Annotated in this window: 16 protein-coding genes; 8 read left to right on the top strand and 8 right to left on the bottom strand. The window is 65.9% G+C overall.

Annotation, left to right across the window (positions count from 1 at the left end; all coding sequences use genetic code 11):
* The first annotated feature begins 43 nt into the window (after window positions 1-43).
* The 3 genes from dnaN (at window position 44) to ACUH78_RS03560 (ending at window position 4370) form a co-directional block, all read left to right on the top strand.
* Window positions 44-1156, top strand: coding sequence for a DNA polymerase III subunit beta (gene dnaN, locus ACUH78_RS03570; RefSeq protein ID WP_418364085.1), 1113 nt, complete (start codon window positions 44-46; stop codon window positions 1154-1156).
* 61 nt (window positions 1157-1217) lie between these two features.
* The gene (gene gyrB, locus ACUH78_RS03565; RefSeq protein ID WP_418364086.1) at window positions 1218-3713 is read left to right on the top strand and encodes a DNA topoisomerase (ATP-hydrolyzing) subunit B; all 2496 of its coding nucleotides are present in this window, start codon (window positions 1218-1220) and stop codon (window positions 3711-3713) included.
* Window positions 3714-3737: 24 nt separating this feature from the next.
* A complete protein-coding gene (locus tag ACUH78_RS03560; RefSeq protein ID WP_445332824.1) occupies window positions 3738-4370 on the top strand; it encodes an RluA family pseudouridine synthase in 633 nt (210 codons plus the stop codon).
* 146 nt (window positions 4371-4516) lie between these two features.
* Here ACUH78_RS03560 and ACUH78_RS03555 read toward each other — a convergent pair whose 3' ends face one another.
* Window positions 4517-6127, bottom strand: coding sequence for a GGDEF domain-containing response regulator (locus tag ACUH78_RS03555; protein WP_418365317.1), 1611 nt, complete (start codon window positions 6125-6127; stop codon window positions 4517-4519).
* A 291-nt stretch (window positions 6128-6418) separates the two neighbouring features.
* On the opposite strand from ACUH78_RS03555, the gene ACUH78_RS03550 reads away from it, so the two are divergent.
* Window positions 6419-7681, top strand: coding sequence for an OprD family porin (locus ACUH78_RS03550; RefSeq protein ID WP_445332726.1), 1263 nt, complete (start codon window positions 6419-6421; stop codon window positions 7679-7681).
* Between the two features lie 107 nt (window positions 7682-7788).
* Here ACUH78_RS03550 and katG read toward each other — a convergent pair whose 3' ends face one another.
* Window positions 7789-9963: a catalase/peroxidase HPI gene (katG, locus tag ACUH78_RS03545; protein WP_445332725.1), complete on the bottom strand. Its 2175-nt coding sequence runs from the start codon at window positions 9961-9963 to the stop codon at window positions 7789-7791.
* A gap of 221 nt (window positions 9964-10184) precedes the next feature.
* On the opposite strand from katG, the gene ACUH78_RS03540 reads away from it, so the two are divergent.
* Both ACUH78_RS03540 and gpmI read left to right on the top strand, forming a co-directional pair.
* Window positions 10185-10409, top strand: a complete 225-nt coding sequence (locus tag ACUH78_RS03540) for a hypothetical protein (RefSeq protein ID WP_418365314.1) — start codon at window positions 10185-10187, stop codon at window positions 10407-10409.
* A 93-nt stretch (window positions 10410-10502) separates the two neighbouring features.
* Window positions 10503-12143 carry a 2,3-bisphosphoglycerate-independent phosphoglycerate mutase gene (gene gpmI / locus ACUH78_RS03535; RefSeq protein WP_445332724.1) on the top strand — a complete coding sequence of 547 codons (1641 nt, stop codon included), beginning with the start codon at window positions 10503-10505 and terminating at the stop codon, window positions 12141-12143.
* Between the two features lie 77 nt (window positions 12144-12220).
* Here gpmI and ACUH78_RS03530 read toward each other — a convergent pair whose 3' ends face one another.
* Window positions 12221-12994, bottom strand: a complete 774-nt coding sequence (locus ACUH78_RS03530) for a polyprenyl synthetase family protein (RefSeq protein ID WP_445332723.1) — start codon at window positions 12992-12994, stop codon at window positions 12221-12223.
* Between the two features lie 208 nt (window positions 12995-13202).
* On the opposite strand from ACUH78_RS03530, the gene ACUH78_RS03525 reads away from it, so the two are divergent.
* Window positions 13203-14531 (top strand): ferredoxin reductase family protein, encoded by a 1329-nt coding sequence (locus ACUH78_RS03525; protein WP_445332722.1) that lies wholly within the window; start codon window positions 13203-13205, stop codon window positions 14529-14531.
* A gap of 57 nt (window positions 14532-14588) precedes the next feature.
* Here ACUH78_RS03525 and ACUH78_RS03520 read toward each other — a convergent pair whose 3' ends face one another.
* From ACUH78_RS03520 to ACUH78_RS03500, 5 genes are all read right to left on the bottom strand, one after another.
* Window positions 14589-14954, bottom strand: coding sequence for a hypothetical protein (locus ACUH78_RS03520; protein ID WP_445332721.1), 366 nt, complete (start codon window positions 14952-14954; stop codon window positions 14589-14591).
* Between the two features lie 88 nt (window positions 14955-15042).
* Window positions 15043-15936, bottom strand: a complete 894-nt coding sequence (locus tag ACUH78_RS03515; RefSeq protein ID WP_418365309.1) for a bile acid:sodium symporter family protein — start codon at window positions 15934-15936, stop codon at window positions 15043-15045.
* Window positions 15937-16863: a 1,4-dihydroxy-2-naphthoate octaprenyltransferase gene (gene menA, locus ACUH78_RS03510; RefSeq protein ID WP_445332720.1), complete on the bottom strand. Its 927-nt coding sequence runs from the start codon at window positions 16861-16863 to the stop codon at window positions 15937-15939.
* A 259-nt stretch (window positions 16864-17122) separates the two neighbouring features.
* Window positions 17123-19363 carry an NADP-dependent isocitrate dehydrogenase gene (locus ACUH78_RS03505; protein WP_445332719.1) on the bottom strand — a complete coding sequence of 747 codons (2241 nt, stop codon included), beginning with the start codon at window positions 19361-19363 and terminating at the stop codon, window positions 17123-17125.
* Between the two features lie 163 nt (window positions 19364-19526).
* On the bottom strand, window positions 19527-20738 hold the full coding sequence (locus ACUH78_RS03500) for a YbfB/YjiJ family MFS transporter (protein WP_435751214.1): 1212 nt from the start codon (window positions 20736-20738) through the stop codon (window positions 19527-19529).
* 177 nt (window positions 20739-20915) lie between these two features.
* Here ACUH78_RS03500 and mscK point away from each other — a divergent pair, with 177 nt between their 5' ends.
* Window positions 20916-24242, top strand: coding sequence for a mechanosensitive channel MscK (gene mscK / locus ACUH78_RS03495; RefSeq protein WP_418365305.1), 3327 nt, complete (start codon window positions 20916-20918; stop codon window positions 24240-24242).
* Window positions 24243-24317 lie beyond the last annotated feature (75 nt).

The following is a 24317-nucleotide window of genomic DNA, read 5'->3' as shown; positions in this document are numbered from 1 at the left end:
CGACTGAATCCCTCCGATCAACCCATCGACCCGATCTGACGCCATGCTCCTGCTCACCACCACCCGCGATGCGCTCCTGGCCCCGCTGCAGTCGGTCGCCGGCATCGTCGAGAAACGCCACACGCTGCCGATCCTGTCCAACGTGCTGATCGAAAAGCACGGCGACCAGCTCACCATGCTGGCCACCGACATCGAGATCCAGATTCGCACCACCACCGGCGGCCACATCGGCGGCGAGGACGTCGCGATCACCGTCGGCGCGCGCAAGCTGCAGGACATCCTGCGCGCCCTGCCCGACGCCAACGAAGTCAGCCTCACGCTCGACGACAAGCGCCTCACGGTCAAGGCCGGCCGCAGCCGCTTCCAGCTGCAAACCCTGCCCGCCGCCGACTATCCGAGCCTGAACCCGCCCGCCGACGCCAATGCGCGCCTGTCGATCAGCCAGCGCGCCTTCAAGCGCCAACTCGCACAGGTGTCCTACGCGATGGCGCAACAGGACATCCGCTATTACCTCAACGGCCTGCTGATCATCGCCGACGGCGGCGAACTGCGCATGGTCGCCACCGACGGCCACCGCCTCGCCTACGCCGCCTCCGACCTCGACGCGCCGCTCAACTCGCAGCGCAGCGAGGCCATCCTGCCGCGCAAGACCGTGCTCGAGCTCGCCCGCCAGCTTGCCGACAGCGACGACCCGCTCGAGATCATGCTCGCCGGCAACCAGGCCGTGTTCCGCTTCGGCGCCATCGAGCTCGTCACCAAGCTCATCGACGGCAAGTTTCCCGACTACGAGCGCGTGATCCCGCAAGCCCATCCCAATCTGATCACTTTCGAGCGCCAGCCCCTGCTCGCCGCCCTGCAGCGCGCTGCCATCCTCACCAACGACAAGTTCCGGGGCGTGCGCATGGTGCTGGAGGACGGCCTGCTGCGCATCGTATCCAGCAATGCCGAGCAGGAAGAGGCGCAGGATGAGCTCGAAATCGACTACCACGGCGACAAGCTCGACATCGGCTTCAACGTCACCTATCTGCTCGACGTGCTCAACAATCTCTCCTCCGAGACGGTCGAGTGGCGCTTCAACGACGGCAACTCCAGCGCCCTGATCAGCCTGCCGGACAACGACAAGTTCAAGTATGTCGTGATGCCGATGCGCATCTGATCGAGCAGCAGGCGAAGGCTTCACCGCAGCACCCCGTTCTTTACGAATCACCGAGATGACCATGTCCGAACCGCAAAACACGCCGGCCCCGCAAGGGGGCAACGACTACGACGAATCCAGCATCCAGCAGCTCGAAGGGCTGGAAGCCGTGCGCAAGCGCCCCGGCATGTACATCGGCGACACGTCCGACGGCACCGGCCTGCACCACATGGTGTTTGAGGTCGTGGACAACTCCATCGACGAGGCTCTGGCCGGCCACTGCGACGACATCGTCATCACCATCCACGCCGACAACTCCATCTCGGTCACCGACAACGGCCGCGGCATCCCGGTCGGCGTCAAGATGGACGACAAGCACGAACCCAAGCGCAGCGCCGCCGAGATCGTCATGTGTGTCCTGCACGCCGGCGGCAAGTTCAATCAGAACAGCTACAAGGTGTCCGGCGGCCTGCACGGCGTGGGCGTGTCCTGCGTCAATGCGCTGTCCAAGTGGATGCACGTCACCGTCGCCCGCGACGGCAAGCGTCACCTGCTCGAGTTCGAGCGTGGCAAGCCGCAGAACCGCGTCATCGAGCGCGTCGACGGCGTCGAGGTGAGCCCGCCGCGCGTCATCGGCGAAACCACCAAACGCGGCACCAAGGTGCACTACCTCGCCGACGAGGAGATCTTCGGCACCGTCGAGTACCACTACGACATCCTCGCCAAGCGCCTGCGCGAACTCTCCTTCCTCAACAACGGCGTCAAGATCCGTCTGGTCGACCAGCGCACCGGCAAGGAAGAGGACTTTGCCTTCGCCGGCGGCGTGAAGGGCTTCGTCGAGTACATCAACCGTGCCAAGACGGTACTGCACCCCAACGTCTTCTACGCCACCGGCACCACGCGTATCCCCACCGGCCAGGGCCACGACGCCGAGCTCTCGGTCGAGGTCGCCATGCAGTGGAACGACAGCTACCAGGAGCAGGTGCTGTGCTACACCAACAACATCCCGCAGGCCGACGGCGGCACCCACCTTACCGGCCTGCGCGCGGCGATGACGCGGGTCATCAACAAGTACATCGAAGAAAACGAGATCGCCAAGAAGGCCAAGGTCGACATCACCGGTGACGACATGCGCGAGGGTCTCGCCTGCGTGCTGTCGGTCAAGATGCCCGACCCCAAGTTCGCCAGCCAGACCAAGATGAAGCTGGTGTCCTCGGAAGCGCGTCCGGCGGTGGAAGAAGTCGTCGCCAACAAGCTCGGCGACTTCCTGCTCGAGAACCCGATCGACGCCAAGACCATCTGTAACAAGATCGTCGAAGCCGCCCGTGCCCGCGACGCCGCGCGCAAGGCGCGCGAGATGACCCGCCGCAAGGGCGTGCTCGACGGCGTCGGCCTGCCCGGCAAGCTCGCCGACTGCCAAGAAAAGGACCCCGCACTGTGCGAGCTCTACCTCGTCGAGGGTGACTCCGCAGGCGGCTCGGCCAAGCAGGGCCGCGACCGCAAGTTCCAGGCGATCCTGCCGCTCAAGGGCAAGATCCTCAACGTCGAGAAGGCGCGCTTCGACAAGCTGCTGCAGAGCCAGGAGATCGCCACGCTGATCACCGCACTCGGCACCAGCATCGGCAAGGACGACTACAAACCCGAGAAGCTGCGCTACCACCGCATCATCCTGATGACCGACGCCGACGTCGACGGCGCGCACATCCGCACCCTGTTGCTCACCTTTTTCTATCGGCAAATGCCTGAGCTGGTCGAGCGCGGGCACATCTACATCGCCCAGCCGCCGCTGTACAAGATCAAGCACGGCAAGACCGAGATCTACATCAAGGACGACCACGAGCTCAACGGCCATCTGCTCAAGCTCGCGCTCGACGGCGCCAGCCTGACCCCGCGCGAAGGTGCAGCGCCGATCACCGATGAAGCGCTCGGCGGCCTCGCCCGCAGCTACCTGCTCGCCGAGGCCGTCATCCGCCGCCTGGCCAGCTACATCGACCCCGAAGTGCTGCAGGTGATGCTCGCCCACGACCTCGAGGTCAGCCTCGAGGACGAGGCCGCCGCCCGCGCCTCCGCCGAGCGCATCCAGCCCCACCTGCCCGAAGGCCTGCAGATCTACGCCGAATACCACGAAGAATCCGAAGGCTGGCGCCTCACCATCGAGCGCCTGCACCACGGCAACCGCAAGTTCGGCTGGGTCGAGCACGACTTCCTCGTGTCCGGCGATTACCGCAGCATCCGCAACGCTGCAGAAGCCATCAGCGGCCTCATCGGGCCGGGCGCCGAGATCCGCCGCGGCGAGAAGCGCCAGGCGGTCACACGCTTCTCCGACGCGATCAGCTGGCTGCTGAGTGAGGTCGAACGCGGCCTCAGCAAGCAGCGCTACAAGGGCCTCGGCGAAATGAACCCCGAGCAACTGTGGGAAACCACCATGGACCCCGCCGTGCGCCGCCTGCTGCGCGTGCAGATCGACGACGCCATCGCAGCCGACGAGATCTTCACCACACTGATGGGCGACAACGTGGAGCCAAGAAGGGCATTCATCGAGGGCAATGCGCTGTACGCGCAGAACATCGATGTCTGATAGTCCCTCCAGCCGAGCGTAGCCATCCCCACCGTCCTCCACCTCGACCCCGACCTCCTCGTCGTAGACAAGCCCGCCGGCCTGCTCTCGGTGCCCGCACGCGGTGCCGACCGTCAGGACTGCCTCGCAGCGCGCGTCCAGGCCCTCCACCCGGACGCGCTGATCGTGCATCGCCTGGACGCGGCCACCTCGGGGCTGGTGCTGTTCGCACGCGGCCTTGAGATGCTGCGCCGCATGAGCCTTGCGTTCGAGCAGCGCATGGTGGGCAAGGAGTACCTGGCGGTCGTGCAGGGGCATCTGGCACACGACGCAGGGGAGATCGACCTGCCGCTGGGCGAGGACGCCGCACACCGCCCACGCCAGGTCATCGACCCGCTACACGGCAGGCGCTCGCTCACGCGCTACCGGGTACTGGCGCGCGTGGGCAAGGGCGCCGAAGCACGCACGCGTGTGGCGCTGAAACCGGTGACAGGGCGTGCACACCAGTTGCGCGTTCATCTGCAGGCGCTCGGCCACCCGATCCTCGGCGATCCGCTGTACGCACCACCGGACCAAGCCGCGCATTTCGCACGCATGCATCTGCACGCCACGCGCATCGCCTTCATCCATCCGCGCACTCGGATACCCCTGACGTTCGAGAGCCCCGTGCCGTTCTGAGCATCCCGCATCGACAGGGGGGCGCAGGGGGGGCCCACGTGCGACACACCCCACGCTGTTCTCGTACGCTCTCAACGCTTTACGCGCTGCTGTCTAGAGACCGGCCCCAGACCGCTTCTGCGAACCTGCCAGGCCCCGCCCCCTTCTCAGGCAAACGCGAGTTCGACCCGGTTGCGCCCTAGGCGCTTCGCGTTGAGGAGGGCTCCATCGGCTGCCTCGGTGAGCGCCGAGGCCGCGCTGATCTCGGGATACACCGAAATTCCGGCGCTGAACGTGGCGTAGAGGGAGCCTCCGGAATGTGCATGCGGGAGCACCGCGAAATCGCCCCGGATCCGGTCGATCACGGTTCTTGCCACCTCGGTGTCAGCACCCGGCAAGGCCACGATGAACTCTTCGCCGCCATAACGACCGATCAGATCAGTGGCGCGCAGACGTCCCTTCAGCAGCCACGCCAAACCGCGGATCACCTGATCGCCAACCGGATGTCCATAGGTATCGTTGATCGACTTGAAATGATCAATGTCGATCATCGCCACCGTGATTCGGGTCGGCTCGGCGGCGCTGGCGACCATCGCCTGCAGGCGCGCCTTCGCTGCGGTATGGTTGAGCAGACCGGTCAGCCCGTCGACCTGGCTGGAACGCTGCGTTTCGCGGAAGCGCGCGATCTTCGTCTTCACCACAGCAGCCAGCAGCACCGGGTTGAAGGGCTTGATCAGGAACTGGTCGCCACCGAGTCGCAGCGCCTCGACCTGCATGCCAACATTGGACTCCCCGGACAGATACACGATCGGGATCGACTGATACGCAGACATCTGGCGCAGCACCCGCGTGGCCTCGACGCCATTGAAGCGCGGCATGTACATGTCCATCAGGATGAGGTCCGGGCGGTACTGCTCCAGCACCTCCAGCAGCGTGCCCGGATCGCCGATCGCCTGGCTGTCGATACCGTGCTCGGCCAGCGTGCGCTGGATCAGGGCGGTGGCCACGCGGGAATCCTCCACCACGAGCACCCTGTGCCTTACCTGCTCATGCGCCTGCACCAGATCAAGAATCCGGCTGAGTACGGCGGACGACTGCTCCTCGGCAGGGATCGCGACATCGATGCCTGCGCGCATCAGCACCACGATCGGATCGATGTCAGAGCGTACACCAAGGTAAAACAACTGGCTCGCCGGGCAGGCCGTGCGCACGGCCTCGATGCGCTCAAGTTCCTGTGGTTGCGCCACGGCGTGGCTGGGCACGAACAACACCGCAAGCGGCCCCTCCGTCCCGGGGAAATCGCTCTCCCAGCCGATCAGCGCCACCTTGAAGCCAAAGAACTGCAACTGGCGACTCAAGCCTTCACCGAGCTCGCGTCCATTGGGATCTGCCACGATCCAGACCGACCTGGGCTTCACCCAGTCGATCTCCTTCCGTGCAGGCGCATCCGGTTTGGCCCGGCACGCCGGCACCGGCGTCCGCGAGGTGTTCACCGAACCCAGCAGGGTGTCGAGCTGACGCTGCAGGGACGCGATGTCCTGCTGCGGCAAGGGATGTGAGGACTGGTCGCCGAGTCGCGCAAGCGCGGCGTTCTCCAGCCCCTCGCATAGCCGCACGAGCCCAGGCAGACGAATACGGCTGAAGTGCTCGGCGAGGCTGTTGATCGCCACCGCAAACTCGATGAACTGCTCGAATCGCCCGTCCTCGACATACCGATCCCAGCGCCTCCGAAGCGCATGAAGACGGTCCTCGACAGAACTGGGCGGCAGACTGGACATGACGGGCTCCGCGTGTGCGATCGGGCATTCTCCCCTTCCCGGGAGCGCAACACAAGGCCTGAATATTCCAATCGGATGCCTTCGCAACCCGGTGAGCAACCTGTGTCCGAACGATGGCAAGACCGCAGCCCTCGCCACACGACCAACGGGGCACATCCCGGAGCAAATGATGCAAACACGCCACAAACCGTCCAGAAGGTCCCGGGCGATGAGAGAATCCGCGCCCCGAACGCGCCAGCCCATGGCGCTACCCCCTGTTTACAAAACAATTCCAGTACAAAGGACAAGATGATGTCGAAGAAGTTGGCAGCCCTGATCGCCCTCGGCCTCGCGACCGCAACGCCGGTCATGGCCGGACAGGCCGATGCGAAGGGTTTCGTTGAAGACAGCGCGCTGAACGTGCTGTTGCGGAACGCTTACATCAATCGCGACTACAGCGACGGCCGCCAGGACAGCGCCGAATGGGGCCAGGGCATCGTCGCCAACTTCGAGTCGGGCTTCACCCAGGGCACCGTCGGCTTCGGCGTCGACGCGTTCGCTGCCTACGGCCTGCGCCTGGACAGCACCCGCCGTCGCAGTGGCAATGGCGGCATCGACTTCTTCATCCAGGACAGCAATGGCAACCCGGAGCACGACGTCGCAAAAGGTGGCGCCTCGCTGAAGGTGCGCCTGTCCAGCACGGTGCTCGCCTACGGCGACCTGCGCCCGAGCCTGCCCGTGCTCAACCACGACGACTCGCGCCTGCTGCCGGAGAGCTTCACCGGCACCATGTTGACCTCGAACGAGATCGAAGGCCTCGAATTCGTTGCCGGCACCTTCCACGCCCAGTCGCGCAAGAGCGACGAGGGTCGTGACAGCGGCGGCCTGAAGGGCATCGACGTGATCGGCGCAAGCTACGCCTTCAGCGACGCCCTGAGCGCTGCGCTCTACGCCTCCGACGTCGACAACGTCATGCGCGCGAACTCGTTCAAGCGCCAGTATCTCAACCTGAACTACACGCTGCCGATCGCCAGCAACACGCTGAACTTCGACTTCAACGGCTACCGCACCGAGTACGACGTCAGCAACGACAAGAACCGCATCTGGAGCCTGGCCGCAACCTACGCCACCGGCCCGCATGCGTTCACGCTGGCCTATCAGCGCAGCACCGGCGATGTCGGCTACGACTATGGCTGGTACCAGAACGCGGGCGGCACCGGCAACGGCGGCGGCTCGATCTGGCTGGCGAACTCCTACTGGTCCGACTTCAACGCCAAGGACGAGCGGTCGTGGCAACTCGCCTACTCGGTGGACTTCGCCCAGTACGGTCTCCCCGGCCTGAAGTACCGCGTCGCCTATGTCCGCGGCAGCGACATCGACGTCGGCACCACCACCGATGGCAAGGAACACGAGTTCTTCAATCAGGTCTCCTACACCGTGCAGAGCGGCGCCGCCAAGGACCTGAGCCTGCGCCTGCGCACCTCCTCGCTGCGCGTTTCGAGCGATGCGATCGGCTATAACAACAGCGGCAAGGAAGTCCGCGTGTTCGTCGACTACCCGTTCAACGTGTTCTGATCCGCAACGCACAGGGGAAAAAAACGGGAGCCGAGGCTCCCGTTTTGTTGGCCTTTCACCGCGGCCAGCGGGCGTTTTCAAACCCGCCAGCCGAAAACCCGAACTACTCAGCCAAGATCGAAGCGGTCGGCATTCATGACCTTCGTCCACGCGGCAACGAAGTCACGCACGAACTTTTCCTTGCTGTCGTCCTGCGCATACACCTCAGCGTAGGCGCGCAGGATGGCGTTGGAGCCGAACACCAGATCGACGCGGGTCGCGGTCCACTTCTTCGCGCCGCTCTTGCGCTCGACGATGTCGTAGCTGTTACGCCCGGTGGGCTTCCAGCTGTAGGACATGTCGGTCAGATGGACGAAGAAGTCGTTGCTCAGCACACCGACCCGGTCGGTGAAGACGCCATGCTGGCTACCGCCGTGATTGGTACCCAGCACGCGCATGCCACCGATCAGCACCGTCATCTCCGGGGCCGTCAGGCCGAGCAACTGGGCGCGGTCGAGCAGCATCTCCTCGGGCTGGACCACATAGTCCTTCTTCTGCCAGTTGCGGAAGCCGTCATGCAGCGGCTCGAGCACTTCGAAGGACTCGACGTCGGTCTGCGCCTGCGTAGCATCACCACGACCCGGGGCGAACGGCACCTCGACGCTGAAGCCCGCGGCCTTGATCGCCTGCTCCAGGCCGACGTTGCCGCCCAGCACGATCACGTCCGCCACGCTGGCACCGGTCTCGGCGGCGATCTTCTCGTACGCCGCCAGCACCTTGGCCAGGCGGGTCGGCTCGTTGCCTTCCCAGTCCTTCTGCGGCGCAAGGCGAATACGCGCCCCGTTGGCACCGCCGCGGTAGTCAGAGCCGCGGAAGGTGCGGGCACTGTCCCAGGCGGTGGCAACCATGTCGCTCACCGACAGCCCGGCGGCGGCGATCTTCGCCTTCACCGCGGCAACGTCGTAGTCCTTGCGGCCGGCCGGCACGGGATCCTGCCAGATCAGGTCCTCAGAAGGCACGTCGGGGCCGATGTAGCGCGTCTTCGGGCCCATGTCGCGGTGGGTCAGCTTGAACCACGCACGGGCGAAGACTTCCTCGAAGTAGGCCTGATCGTCGCGGAAGCGCTCGGCGATCTTGCGGTACTCGGGGTCGAACTTCAGCGCCATGTCGGCGTCGGTCATCATCGGCTTGCAGCGGATCGACGGATCCTCGACGTCGACCGGCATGTCTTCCTCGGCGATGTGGACCGGCTCCCACTGCCAGGCACCGGCGGGCGACTTCTGCAGCCACCAGTCATGCTTGAACAGCATGTCGAAGTAGCCGTTGTCCCACTTGGTCGGCTTCGACGTCCACGCGCCCTCGATGCCGCTGGTCACCGTGTTGCGGCCGATGCCGCGGGTCGTGTGGTTCATCCAGCCGAAACCCTGCTCTTCAAGATCGGCGCCTTCCGGTGCCGGGCCGAGATTGGCCGCGCTACCGTTGCCGTGCGCCTTGCCGACCGTGTGACCGCCAGCGGTGAGCGCGACGGTTTCCTCGTCGTTCATCGCCATGCGGGCAAAGGTCACGCGCATGTCCTGGGCCGTCTTGAACGGGTCGGGCTTGCCGTCGACACCTTCCGGGTTCACGTAGATCAGGCCCATCATCACCGCGGCAAGCGGGTTCTCCAGGTCGCGCTGACCGGAGTAGCGCGAGCCCTCGCTGCCGCTCGGGGCAAGCCATTCCTTCTCCGAGCCCCAGTAGATGTCCTTCTCGGGATGCCAGATGTCCTCACGGCCGAACGCGAAGCCGAAGGTCTTGAAGCCCATCGACTCGTAAGCCATGTTGCCGGCGAGGATGATGAGGTCAGCCCAGCTGACCTTGTTGCCGTACTTCCGCTTGATCGGCCACAGCAGGCGGCGGGCCTTGTCGAGGTTGCCGTTGTCCGGCCAGGAGTTGAGCGGCGCGAAGCGCTGGTTGCCGGTGCCGCCGCCACCACGGCCGTCGGCCACGCGGTAGGTGCCGGCAGCATGCCAGGCCATGCGGATCATCAGGCCGCCGTAGTGGCCCCAGTCGGCCGGCCACCATTCCTGGCTGTCCGTCATCAGGGCCTTGAGGTCGTTCTTCAGCGCGTCGACGTCGAGCTTCTTCAGTTCCTCGCGGTAGTTGAAGTCCGGCCCCAGCGGGTTGGTCTTGGTGTCGTGCTGGTGGAGGATGTCCAGGTTCAGCGCCTTGGGCCACCACTCCATCACCGAGTTGCCGGCGGCCGTGTTGCCACCATGCATGACCGGGCACTTGCCCGCGGTACTCGTGCCGTTTCCACTCATCTCGTTCTCCTTCTGTGGATTTGCTTGACCTTGATCCTGAATGACGGCCGTGCAGCGACGCGTGCCCTGTCGCGCCGGCTCTCAGCGACTGCTGCCCCATCCTGTGGGACAGATTCATTGCCCACGGACTCAGCGTAGCAAACATCGCGCAGGAGTGAAGCAATTGCGATGATTTATTCAGGCTATCGTAAAATACTCCTTAAAAGTTTTTGCGTATCAAAATGCTTCCACAAGAAGCACATACCGCCGACTCCACCTTTCCGCCGCGGCAAGGCCAGGGCGCGGTCGCCGTGCAGGTTCCGGGCTGCAAGGCTCCACTCAGCGCCACCTTCTCCAAGCACACCATCTCCGGCCCGGTGCTCGGTGTGGGCGTGGCACAACTGTCCGCCCACCGCGACGCCCTGATTTCAGCCTGGCAATCAGCCCTGCAGCAATCGGCCCGATAGCCCCCCGAAGGCTGTTTTTGAAGGAAAATGCCGTACTCGCCCGCTGGCCGCAATGTACGGCAGGGCCGCGGATTCATCCTTCAGGAAGCAAGCATGCTGCAAACGTTCCCCGCCTTCGCCGGCGTGAAAGGCCCCGTCGTCGTCGTCGTCATGGATGGCTACGGCATTCCGACGAACCCGACCGGCAGCGCCATCGACGCGGCGCGCAAGCCCACCCTCGACCGCCTGTTCGCGCAATACCCCAACATCACGCTGCGCGCGCACGGCACCGCGGTGGGCATGCCGTCCGACGACGACATGGGCAACTCCGAGGTCGGCCACAACGCCATCGGCGCCGGCCAGGTCTATGCGCAGGGCGCAGCCCTGGTCGCCAACGCCATCGCCGAAGGCGCAATCTGGCAGGGAGAGGCCTGGCAGCAGATCGTCACCGGCGCCAAAGAAGGCCGAGGCGTCCTCCACTTCATCGGCCTGTTCTCCGACGGCAACGTGCACAGCCACATCGACCACCTCAAGGCGATGGTGCTGCGCGCCAAGGAAGAGGGCATGCCCACCGTGCGCATTCACGCCCTGCTCGACGGCCGCGACGTGCCCGAGACCAGCGCGCTCGACTACGTCGTACCCTTCGAGGCCTTCCTGCAGGACGTGAGCACCGCCGGCTTCGACGCCCGCATCGCCTCCGGCGGCGGCCGCCAGACCATCACCATGGACCGCTACGACGCCAACTGGCCGATGGTGGCGCGCGGCTGGCGCACCCATGTGCTGGGCGAAGGCCCGCAGTTCGCCAACGCCGCCGAGGCGGTGCACGGCCTGCGCACGAAGCACCCTGGCACCATCGACCAGGATCTGCCCGAGTTCGTCGTTGCTGAAAACGGCAAGCCGATCGGCACCATCGAGGACGGCGACTCGGTCGTGTTCTACAACTTCCGCGGCGATCGCGCGATCGAGATCACCCGCGCCTTCGTGGAAGAGGATTTCACCGAGTTCGACCGCGTGCGCGCCCCACGCGTGACCTACGCCGGCATGCTGCAGTACGACGGCGACCTGCAGTTGCCCAAGCGCTTCCTGGTCGCCCCGCCGGCGATCAAGGACACCTCGGGTGAATGGTTCAGCAAGTCGGGCCTGGCGCAGTTCGCCTGCTCCGAGACACAGAAGTTCGGCCACGTCACCTATTTCTGGAACGGCAACCGCTCGAACAAATTCGACGGCGAGACCTGGCAGGAAGTCCCCAGCGACGTCGTGCCCTTCGAGCAGCGCCCGTGGATGAAGGCTGCCGAGATCACCGACGCGATGATCGCCGCGCTGCAGTCGGGCCAGTACAAGGTGCTCCGCTGCAACTACGCCAACGGCGATATGGTGGGCCACACCGGTAACTTCCGCGCGGCGACCATGGCGATCGAGGCGGTGGACCTGGCACTGGCGCGCCTGCTACAGGCGATCGACGCCGCCGGCGGCGTGGCGCTGATCACCGCCGACCACGGCAATGCCGACGAGATGTTCGAACTCGACAAGAAGACGAAGCAGCCCGCGCTGAACCAGGACGGCAGCTACAAGGCGAAGACCGCACACACCCTCAACCCGGTGCCGCTGATCCTCTACGACAACGTCAGCGGCGGCAGGCTGGGCCTCGCGCACACGGAAACCGCCGGCCTGTCGAACATCGCCGCCACGGTGGCGAACCTGCTCGGGCTGGAAAAGCACCAGAAATGGGATGAAAGTCTGCTGGTCGTGAAGTAACTCCGGCGGCAGAGACGCCGCTGCACCTCGTCGCCACACCGCGCCACGACCGGCTCAACGCCGGTCGCCAGCGCCGATCAGACGAAGAGGTTCAGCGCATCCCCGCCCGCCAGCGCGGGCTCAGCGGCCGAGAGCACCGCCCGCGCAGCCTCTGTTTCGCGCGCCGCACACCCGAGCGGGTCGTCGACGCCGAAGCGCCGTGCATCCTCGGCCTCGGCGAGCAGGCTGTGGGCCGTACCCACATGGTGGCCAAAGGCCGCCAGCGCACTGCAGCTTGCGGCATCGGCGCCGTGCAGCATTGCCATGCACTGCACGCCGGCCTCGAACAGCGTGGCCCGGCGGCGGCGCACGATGTCCAGACAGTGATCCGCATCACACCCACCCGCGTCACGCGCCACCCGGTACATCACCTCACCCTCCGCAATCCGGTTGGTCGCATCCGAAAGCACACGCATGACGGCCATGTCGTCGAGATCCACGATCATGCGAAACGCTCCCGTGTAGAGCAGGTCACCCAGCAGGATGTTGCCCGCATTGCCAAACAATGCGCCCTCACTGTGCGCATCCGCGCCGCCCCCGCTCGCCTCGGTGACGCCATCATGCAGCGCGAGCGAAATCTGGATCAGTTCCACCGCCGCAGCCAGCGCATACTGCCGCTCGCCGGCATACCCCAGCCCGCGCGCGGCGGCCACCACCAGCGCCGGACGCACCCGCTCGCTGCCATGCAGGATCAGGTCGACGACCTGGCGGATCAGCACCACATCGCTGTTGAACTGGGCGCGAATGCGCGCATCAACCCGCTCCATGTCGCTCTGGAGCCAGTCGGGAAGGGGATCGGGTAACTGGAGCATGTTCAGACAGCCTTTGGGGCCGCGGATTTCGGCCGTTTGCGGTTCGCCCGCGAGTCTATAGCCGCACCGCCGTGCTGACCAGCCACCGGGCGCAAAGACCACGCTCGGAACCGCCTACAAACCCATACACGCCCGATACATGCTGTGGCGCACAATTCTCCGTGAACGAACCCGTCTCGATCGGTCACGCGTTCTGCAGGAGCCCATCATGAAACGAATCAAACACACGCTCGCCACCATCCTCGTCCTCCTCAGCCTGCTTTGGCTTTGGGCCGATCCGCTCACGCTCGAGGGCGGGTCCTTCTTCGCCGTCCGCAGCATCGCCGTCCACTACAGCGGGGTGCTCGCCATGGGTGTCATGAGCATTGCCATGATCCTCGCGCTGCGCCCAGTGGCACTGGAGCCTCTGCTCGGCGGCATGGACAAGGCATATCGGCTGCACAAGTGGCTGGGCATCGCCGGCCTGTCGATCAGCGGCCTCCACTGGCTATGGGCGCAGGGGCCCAAATGGGCCGTAGGCTGGGGTCTGCTGGAACGCCCCCAGCGCGGCCCGCGTCCAGAGCAGACGGTGGAGCTCTTCCGGTTCTTCCAGGAACAGCGCGGGCTGGCGGAAACCATCGGCGAATGGGCCTTCTATGCCTTCATCGTGCTCGCGGCGATCGCGCTGATCAAGCGCTTTCCCTATCGCCGCTTCTTCCAGACTCACCGCGTGATGGCCGCGGTGTATCTGGCCCTCGTCCTGCATGGCGTGGTGCTCTTGCCCTTCGCCTACTGGAGCACCCCGCTCGGCGGCGTCATGGCCTTGCTGATGGCGGCCGGCAGCTACGCCGCCGTGCTCTCGCTGACCGGGCGCATCGGCCGCTCGCACCGCGCGCTGGGCACGGTAGAGCGCGTCATGCAGCACCCCGGCAACCAGGTCCTCGAAGTCGCTCTGCAGATCGACTCCTCCTGGCCCGGGCACCAGACCGGCCAGTTCGCGTTCGTAACCTTCGATGAGCGAGAAGGACCGCACCCCTTCACCATCTCATCCGCCTGGGAGGGCGACGGCCACATGACGTTCCTGATCAAGCCCTTGGGCGATTACACCCGCAGCCTGCCCGCCACGCTGAGGGCCGGCGACCCGGTTCGGGTCGAGGGGCCTTACGGACGCTTCGACTTCACCGGCACGCAAGCACACCAGATCTGGGTGGCCGGCGGCATCGGCATCACCCCCTTTATCGCCCGCCTGCAGGCGCTGGCCGCGCAGGGTGGCGACAAGCCGGTCGATCTGTTCTACAGCACCGCGGCGCCGGACGAGGGTTTCATCGCCCGCCTGCGCGAACTCGCCGCCCAGGCCCGGGTGAAGCTGCATGTACTCGTCACCGCGCACGACGGCCGCCTGGACGCCGAACGCATCTGCCGCAGCGTGCCGGCCTGGGCACAGGCAGGCGTGTGGTTCTGCGGGCCGGCAGGGTTCGGAAACACCTTGCGCGAAGCGCTTGGTGCGCGCGGCCTGGCGCCGGAGCGCTTCCATCAGGAGCTGTTCGAGATGCGCTGATGGCGCACGCCAATCGCCCCCGCAACAGCGCCCTGGAGCCTGCCGCAGGCCATGCTCTTACTGCGGGCCGTGCGCGGCCATCGCCTCCTCGCAGTAGACCGGCTTCATGTCCTTGGTGCAGAACGCCTTGAGCTTGCCCAGCGACTCCCGGTAGAACACGTTCCACTCCTCCTGGGTGGTGAAGCGGGCCGACAGGGCGTAGTTGCAGCGCGAATGCAGATGGTTGAGCTCGCCAACGGTCATGCCGTACTGCTCGGCGAAGATGGTCCGCAGTTGCTGCGCCGGCACCGTGCTGTTCATTGCAGCGGCGTCGTAGAGCGAGAACAGCTCGAAATCCTCGGCCGTGCACGGCGGGAACCCGGCCTGCGCGGCCCCCGCGAACACCAGCGACAGGCCGAACAGGGCAGACTTGAGAGGCTTCATGACAATTTCTCCAGGAGGAACGGATGCCGCGCCATCGGCCCGGCAAGGACAAGCGACATCAGGGCGCTAGCTTCTGCGCCCGGGCGGATCATTTCAAGCCCTGCGCGAGCACGGTCGCGGGCAGGGCGCGGCGGGAGACGAGCATCAGCCCGATCGCGCCGAAGTTCATCGTGAGCGCATAGACCACGCCCGCCACCGCCAGCTCGGGCTGGCGCAGGAGTACGATGGCGACGAAAATCGCCAGGCCGGCATTCTGCAGGCCACACTCCATCGCCACCGCCACCGCATCGCGGCGCGCAGCGCCCACCAGCACCACCAGCCCATAGGCGCAGCCCATGGCGAGGAAATTGAGCGCCAGCGTGGCCGGGCCCACTGCATGCAGGTTGGCGAGGATGGTGTCCTTGTGGGTAAAGAAGGTCGCTGCAACGATCACTGCGAAGAACAGCGTCGCCAGCCGGCCAATCGTCTTTTCACTGCGCGCGGTGAAGCCGGGCGCCTTGTGGCGCAGCAGCATTCCGGCCACGATCGGCAGCGTCGTCACCACCAGCACGCTGCCGATGAGCTTCCCCACCGGCAGCTCGGTCAGCTGCGCCGCGCCCTCGCCGAGCAACCCTCCGCCGAGCCAGGCCAGCACCCCCTTGACGAGCAGCGGGAAGCTCACCAGCGCCGCAAGACTGCTGATCACCGTCAGGGTCAGGGACAGGGCCGCATTGCCGCGCGCCAGATGGGTGAGGAAGCCCGAGCTTGCGCCGCCCGGACAGGCGGACAGGATCATCAGGCCGATGCCGAGCACGGGCGGCAGTTCGAACAGCATCACCACCGCCAGCGCGGCGAGCGGAACGAGCACGAGCTGGCCGAGCAGGCCCACGAGCAAGGCCTTCGGTTGCACGAACACTCGACCAAAATCGCCCGCCTGCAGCGCCAGCCCGACCGAGAACATGATGAAGGCCAGCGCCGCTGGCAGCAGGAAGTCGAGATTCATTTACGCAAGGGGAGGAAAGCAGTTCAGCAAGGAGATACCCACCGCGGCGAGCACGCCAGCCCGGGTGCCGGTTCGCGCGCTGTCAACAAGCACGCCATTGAAGGCTGCGCCGTCAGCCGCAGCACGGAAGCGACGTACCAGTTCGGGCAGCGCCGGCGCAGTCAGCAGCGCAAGCAGGGCACCGGGCAGGCCCGCCAGCGCCAGCGCCAGCAGCATCACCGGTGTGGCCAGCATCAGCACTGCGTAGCCCTTCCACGCGTGCTGCAGGCCCAGGACGGCAGCCAGCGTGCGGCGGCCGGCGCGCAGGTCGCTGTCGAGGTCGCGGAAGTTGTTCACCAGCAGCACCGCTGCAGCCGGCGCGCCGACCGTGATCCCCGCGAGCACGTCGCGCACATCGACGGTGCGCGATTGCAGCCAGTCGCTGCCGAGTACGGCGAGCACACCGAAGAACAGCAGCACGAAGATCTCGCCTAACGGCGAGTGCGAGATCGGCCACGGCCCGCCCGAATACGCCCAGCCGGCGAGCAACGCGGCGAGGCCAATGGCGAGAATCATCACGCCGCCGACGGCGCTGAGCCAGGCACCAAGGCCAAGGGCCACCAGCAGACAGAGCAGGGCACCGCGCTTGACCTCGGCCGCACTCGCCCAGCCCGCGAGCGTGACCCGCAAGGGTCCCCTGCGCTCTGGCCGGTCGGTGCCACGCTCGAAATCCACGGCATCGTTGTACAGATTGGTGCCGATCTGGATCAACAGCGCGCAGGCCAGGGTCGCGAGCAACACCATCCCGTCAAGCGCGCTGCCGCGCGCGACGGCGAGCGCCGTGCCCAGCGCCACCGGGGCCACCGCCATGCCGAGCGTGCGCGGACGGATCGCCGTCCACCAAACCCTCAGCGCACCCGGGCGGACGGCAGGGGGATGCGTATTCACGAGCAGCTCCTGCGCGGGGCAGGGCGGCATGCGAGGGCACGACAGGGTGCGAACGACCTTGCGGCCGCAAGGTACGCGATCTCTCTCATCGGGGAAGCTTGGTTCGGATTTGCGCCGGATTATCGCACAGCGGCCGGGCGCACCCGCGCCACGGCCCGGTAATCGTGAACGCAGGAAGGGGCAGAAGACCCTCGGGTCGATCTGCCCCTTCCCGGCTTGCCGGCCCCCGCCAAGGCGGGCCGGCACTGCATCATCCGCCTCAGGCGGCGCGTGCAGCTGCAATGATGGCGTTGAACGTGGCGCTCGGGCGCATCACTGCCTCGCACTTCTCCACGTCGACCTTGTAGTAGCCGCCGATATCTGCGGCCTTGCCCTGAACTTCGGTGAACTCGGCAACGATCTTCTGCTCATTGTCGGCAAGCGCCTTGGCGAGCGGCGCGAACGTGCCCGCCAGTTCGGCGTCCTCGGTCTGGCTCGCCAGGCGCTCGGCCCAGAAGCGGGCGAGGTAGTACTGGCTGCCGCGGTTGTCGAGCTGACCCGTCTTGGGCGAGGGCGACTTGTTCTCGTCGAGCAGACGGCCGGTAGCCTCGTCCAGGGTCTTCGCGAGCAGCTTGGCGCGGGCGTTGCCGGTCTTGATCCCAAGATCCTCCAGCGACACCGCCAGGGCGAGGAACTCGCCGAGCGAATCCCAGCGCAGGTGGTTCTCCTGGGTGAGCTGTTGCACGTGCTTGGGCGCCGAGCCGCCGGCGCCGGTTTCGTACATGCCGCCACCGTTCATCAGCGGCACGATCGACAGCATCTTGGCCGAGGTGCCCAGTTCCATGATCGGGAACAGGTCGGTCAGGTAGTCGCGCAGGATGTTGCCGGTGACCGAGATGGTATCCAGGCCGCGTGCCACACGCTCGAGCGTGAAGCGCATCGCACGTACCTGCGACATGATCTGGATGTCGAGGCCAGTCGTGTCGTGATCCTTGAGGTAGGTCTTCACCTTCTTGATCAGCTCGTTCTCGTGCGGGCGGTAGGGGTCAAGCCAGAAGATCGCCGGCATGCCCGAGTTGCGCGCGCGGGTGACGGCGAGCTTGACCCAGTCGCGGATCGGCGCGTCCTTGACCTGGCACATACGCCAGATGTCGCCTTCCTCGACGTCCTGGCTCAGCAGCACTTCGCCGGTGGCCAGGTCGGTGATGTTGGCCACACCCGCATCGGGGATCTCGAAGGTCTTGTCGTGCGAGCCGTATTCCTCGGCCTTCTGCGCCATCAGGCCGACGTTCGGCACCGTGCCCATCGTGCGCGGGTCGAAGTTGCCATGCCATTTGCAGAAGTTGATCATCTCCTGGTAGATGCGGGCGAAGGTGGACTCCGGCATGACCGCCTTGGCGTCGTACTGCTTGCCGTCGGCGCCCCACATCTTGCCGCCCTGGCGGATCATCGCCGGCATGGAGGCGTCGACGATGATGTCGTTGGGCGAATGGAAGTTGGTGATGCCCTTGGCCGAGTCGACCATGGCCAGTTCGGGCCGGTGCTCGTGGCAGGCGTGCAGGTCGCGGATGATCTCGTCGTGCTTGGACTCGGGCAGGGTCTTGATCTTCTCGTAGAGGTCGACCATGCCGTTGTTGACGTTGATGCCCAGCTCGTCGAACAGCTTGCCGTGCTTGGCGAAGGCGTCCTTGTAGTAGATCTTGACGCAGTGGCCGAAGACGATCGGGTGCGAGACCTTCATCATCGTCGCCTTCACGTGCAGCGAGAACAGGATGCCCGCCTCGCGGCAGTCGTCAAGTTCCTTCTCGTAGAACTCGCACAGCGCCTGCTTGCTCATGAACATCGAGTCGATGATCTCGCCGTCCTGCAGTGCGACCTTGGGCTTGAGCACGATGGTCTTGCCCGACCGGGTGATCAGTTCCATCTTCACGTCACGCGCCTTGTCCAGCGTCATCGACTTCTCGCCATGGTAGAAGTCGCCATGGTGCATGTGCGAGACGTGGGTCTGCGACCACTGCTTCCATTCACCCATGGAGTGCGGGTGCTTCTTGGCGAAGTTCTTGACCGCGGCGGGCGCGCGGCGATCGGAGTTACCCTCGCGCAGCACCGGGTTCACCGCCGAGCCGAGGCAACGGCCGTAGCGGGCGCGGGTGTCCTTTTCCTCGTCGGTCTTCGGATCCTCGGGGAAATCCGGAATCTTGTAGCCCTTTTCCTGGAGCTCCTTGATGCAGGCCTTGAGCTGTGCGACCGAGGCGCTGATGTTCGGCAGCTTGATGATGTTGGTGTCGGGCTCGAGGGTCAGGCGGCCCAGTTCACCGAGCGTGTCGGGCACCCGCTGCGCTTCGCTCAGGTATTCGGGGAACTCGGCGAGCACGCGGGCGGACACCGAAATGTCGGCCTTCTCGATCTCGACGCCTGCAGGGCCGGTGAAGGTGCGGATGACCGGAAGGAAGGCGCAGGTCGCGAGCAGCGGCGCCTCGTCCGTGAGCGTGTAGATGATCTTGGATTTCCCTGCAGACATTGGTTTCCCCTAGATGTTTTAGATCTTGTCCCGACTACCCGATGGCGACCCCCTGTCGCCGGTGCGGCGCCAGGTCCGCACGATCGCAGTCGCCCGGAAAAATACCACTTATCGCCCTTCCCTACATCGAAACCTTCGTTCACATTGCGAAATGTGCCCGGATTCAGCTCGCCCCGCCGGGGGTGCGTGCGAGCGCGGCGGCGCTCGCATCGCGACGCTCGACGCCTTTCAGCATCACCAGCAGGAAGGTGCCCACCACCATGGCGCCCGCCGCGAAGTACAGGCCACCTGCGTAGCTGCCCGACACCGCGCCGAGCCAGCCGGTGACCGCCGGCCCCAGGATCTGCGCGATGCCATAGGAGATGGTCATCTTCCCCATCATCTTCGCGGGGCGCGTCGGGTAATACCGCCCGGCCATGGTCAGCACCAGGCTCACCATGCCGATGAAGGTGCCGCCGAACAGCAACGCGCCCGCGATGCTGCCGACCAGCCCGCCCACCACTACGGGTAGCAGGATGCCGACGATCTGCAGCACCGCAGCCAGGATCAGCGCGTTGAGCTCACCGGTGCGGCGTGCGATGAAGTCCCACACGATGCAGGCCGGCGCCGCCGCCAGGCCAATCGCGAGAAAACTCCAGCTACCCTTGCCCTCAAGTCCGGGAAGCTGGTTGACAATGGCGACGATGAAGGTCGCACTGACCACGTAGCCCACACCGGCGCAGAAGTACGAAGCCATGAACAAACGCATGAACAACGTACTGGGCGGCCGGTCGTGCATGGGCGCACCGCTGCGGGTCAGCCCACTGGTGTCGGGCGCAGGCAACCACGACAGTGCCGGCACCAGCAGCACGCAGGCGATGGCAGTGAAGGCGAACCATTGCGCACGCCAGTCCAGCCCCAGGCTCATCAGCGCCACCGCAAGCGAACAGCCCGCGATGCCGAGCCCGATGCCGGCGAAGTGGATGCCAAGTTCGCTGCGGTGGTTGTGGCGGATCAGCCAGTTGAGGATGAGGCCCGTGCCCAGCAGCATCGCCGCCGCGCTCGACAGGCCGGCCAGGTAGCGTGATACCGCCCACACCCAGAAATCGGTGCTGAGCCCCATCATCACGGTCGTCAGCACCGCCATCACCATGCCGACGCGGAACAGGCGGTCCTTCAGGATCAGATTGCTGATCGAGGCAGCAATCAAGGCGCCGCTGAGATAGCCCGCATAGTTGATCGCGGCCAGCCAGCCGCCCTCGGCCAGGCCCAGTCCGGCCTGGGCCTGCATCAGCGGCAGCAGCGGGGTGTATGCAAAGCGTGCCACGCCAAGCGCAAGCACAAGGCTGAAGATGCCCGCACCGAGCACCTTCAGACGCTGGATCTGTTCGTCCATTCTCGTTATGTCTCCTCCGGGAGGCGTCAAGTTAGACGCTGGGCGGGCGGCTTACAAGCGAATTCTTCGCCCTCACCTCCCGGCGCGGTACCCGGCGCGGAGTCACGGCAGGCTAGAATTCCAGCTTGCCGAAGCCCTGCGGGCGCGGCCCGATGCGCCCCCTCCCAAGCCCCGACCATGCACCTGTTCCGCCTCTTCGCCCTGCTGTTGCTCCCGTTTCTGGCCCAGCATGCGCTTGCCCAACAGCCGGCGGCACCGGCAGCAGGGGACCTGCGCGCACGCCTGGACGGGCTGGCCGAGCGCAAGCTGGCCGAAGCCGAACAGCGCGCCGCACAGCAGGCACTGGAGCAGGCGCTCGCTGCGCTCGTAAAGGCCGAGGAGCACCGCACCCGGCTGGAGACCCTGAAGAAGACTCTGGAAGGTGCCCCTCGGAACATCGAGCGCGCGCGGGCCGAGCTCGCCAGCCTGCAAGGCACCGCGCCGGGCGGCACCGACATCCCGGACGCCACCACCACGACCGAGCTCGAGGTGCAGCTGACCGCGGCGAACGAGGCGCTGGGCACCTGGCGACAGCGCCTGGATGAGGCCAATGCACTGCTGATCGGCGCACGCACCAGCCCCGAGCGCGCACAGACCGAGATCGGCACGGGACAGATCCGCATGCGCGAGATCGAAACCGCGCTCGCCACGCAACACGAACCCGGTCGCGAAGGCCGCCCGCTCAGCCCCGAGCGCGCATCGGCCATGGCGGCGGAATGGTACGCCCTGAACGCCCAGATCGCGCTGCGTCGCGAGGAACTCGCAGGCAACAGCCTGTTGCTCGACCTCGGCCAGGCACGCCAGGATCTGGCCGCCGCGCGCATCGCCCTTCTCGACACGCGCATCCAGGCGCTGCAGGCGGCGATCAACGCCCGTCGCACTGCGCAGGCCACCGAAACGGCCGACGCGGTGGCGCGCGAGGGCGAGGAGAACAAGACGACGGACAGCCTGATCGCGCGGGAAGCCGCCGCCAACCAGCAACTCTCCGGCTACCTGCTGCGCGCCACCAACCAACTCAACACCCTCACCCAGCGCAATCTCGCGGTCCGCCAGCAGCTCGACAACCTGAACCGCAGCGCCAGCCTCATCGACGAGCAGATCAACGTGCTGCAAGGCAGCCTGCTGCTGTCGCGCATCCTGCTCGAACAGAAGCGCGAGCTACCCAGGCCCAGCGTGGACAAGGCACTGGCCGACCAGATCGCCGACATCCGCCTCTACCAGTTCGAGCTCAACAAGCAGCGCGAACAGCATGCTCGCCCGGCCGCCTACGCCGAACGCCTGCTCGCCGAAGCGCCCGCCAGTCAGGCCGACGAATCGGTACGCATGACCCTGGTGTCGCTGCTCACGACCCGCGTGGAGCTGTTCGACCAGCTCAACCGCCAGCTCAACGCCGTGCTCAGCGAGTCCATCGCCCTCCAGCTCAACGAGCGCCAGCTGCAAGAAAGCGCCGACCGCCTGCGCTCGACCCTCGACGAGCAGATGTTCTGGATCCCGAGCAACCGTGCGCTCGGACTCGACTGGCTGCAGGCCGCACCCCAGCGTCTTTCAGCACAGCTGTCCGCCATCCCGTGGGCCTCGATCGGTCGCGAGATCTGGGCCGGCCTGCAGGCGCGACCGCTGCTTTTCCTGCCGGTGCTGCTGATCAGCCTCGGACTGCTCTCGCGCCGGCGCTGGCTGCGCGACAAGCTCGACGGCCTGCATGCGGACATCGGGTACGTCCGACGCGACAGTCAGCTGCACACCCCGCTCGCAGTCCTGTTCACGCTGCTGCTCGCCCTGCCCGGCAGCCTGCTGCTGTGGCTCGCCGGACTCGCCCTGCAGATGGACGCCCGCGGCCAGAACGCCAGCCTGGGGACCGCACTGATCGAGATGGCCCAGGCATGGCTGGTGTTCTATACCGCCTACCGCATCCTGATTCCGGACGGCGTAGCCGAACGCCACTTCCAGTGGCCTGCCGACGGCGTGCGCAGCCTGCATCACAACCTGCGCAAGCTCGGCATCGTGGTGCTTGCCGTAGTCGCGGTGGTGGCGATCGCCGAGCAGCAGCCCGACATGCTCGGCCAGGACGTGCTCGGCATCGTGATCCTGTTCATCGGCTACGCCTTCATGGCCTGGCTCCTCGGGCGGGGCATGCTGCACGCCAGCCTGGGCAGGCGCCCCTCGCCACTGCATGTGCTGATCGGCATCGCCCTGGTGCTGATGCCACTCGCGCTCATCGGCGCGCTGGCCATGGGCTACTACTACACCACGCTCAAGCTCACCGAGCGCCTGATCGACACCTTGTCGGTGCTGATCCTGTGGCGCGTGCTCGAGGCCATGCTGGTCCGCGCCCTCGCCGTGGCGGCTCGGCGCCTCGACTACCAGCGCGCGGTGGCCCGCCGCGAGGCAGCAGAGCGCGAAGGGCGGGGCGAGGCCGACGGTGCCACGGATCCACAGGTCGAAACACCCCGGCTGGAGTTGGCACAGATCAACCAGCAATCCCTGCGCCTGCTCCACCTCGCGCTGCTGGGGGCTCTGGCCGTGGCCTTGTACTGGGTCTGGTCCGACCTGCTCACGGTGTTTACCTATCTCGAGAACATCACCCTCTACGAGTACGCCAGCGGCAGCGGTGACACTGCCGCCACCGTCCCGATCAGCCTTGCCGATCTGCTCGGCGCACTCGTGATTGCAGCGATCGCCTTCATGCTCGCGACCAACCTCCCCGGCCTGCTGGAAGTGCTGGTGCTGTCCCGCCTCAAGCTGGCGCAGGGCAGCGCCTATGCAATCACCACCCTGCTCTCCTACATCATCATTGGCACAGGCATCGTGAGCACGCTCGGCACGCTCGGGGTGAGCTGGGACAAGCTGCAGTGGCTGGTGGCGGCGCTGTCGGTGGGCCTGGGCTTCGGCCTGCAGGAGATCTTCGCGAACTTCGTGTCCGGCCTGATCATCCTGTTCGAACGCCCCGTGCGCATTGGCGATGTCGTTACCATCGGCAACGTTTCGGGCACCGTCACCCGCATCCAGATCCGCGCCACCACGATCACCGACTTCGACCGCAAGGAGATGATCGTTCCCAACAAGGCCTTCATCACCGGCCAGCTCACCAACTGGTCGCTGACCGACACGGTTACACGCATCACGGTGAAGCTGGGCGTCGCCTACGGCTCGGACCTCGAACTCACCCGCAAGCTACTGCTGCAGATTGCAGACGAGAACGCGCGCGTGCTCAAGGAGCCGGAGCCGCTGGTCTTCTTCCTCAGCTTTGGCGCCAGCACGCTCGATCACGAACTGCGCGTACATGTCCGCGAACTTGGCGACCGTAATGCCGCAATCGACGAGATCAACCGCGAAATCGACCGCCTTTTCCGTGCGCACGACATCGAAATCGCATTCAATCAGGTCGATGTTCACATCCGCAGCATCGACGGCAAGGAAGCCCGGCTGCACACGCTCGCACAAGCGGCTGCGGGCGATCCCGTTTGAGCGACGAATGCGCCACCGCGCTTGCCGGACCCCACACCCCGTGCCACACGGCCACCGAAAAATGGCAGTTTCGCA

It is taken from the genome of Thauera sp. ZXT1-4, assembly GCF_052598215.2.
Note: the sequence above shows the minus strand (reverse complement) of the source record. Positions and strands in the feature narration are given on the sequence as shown.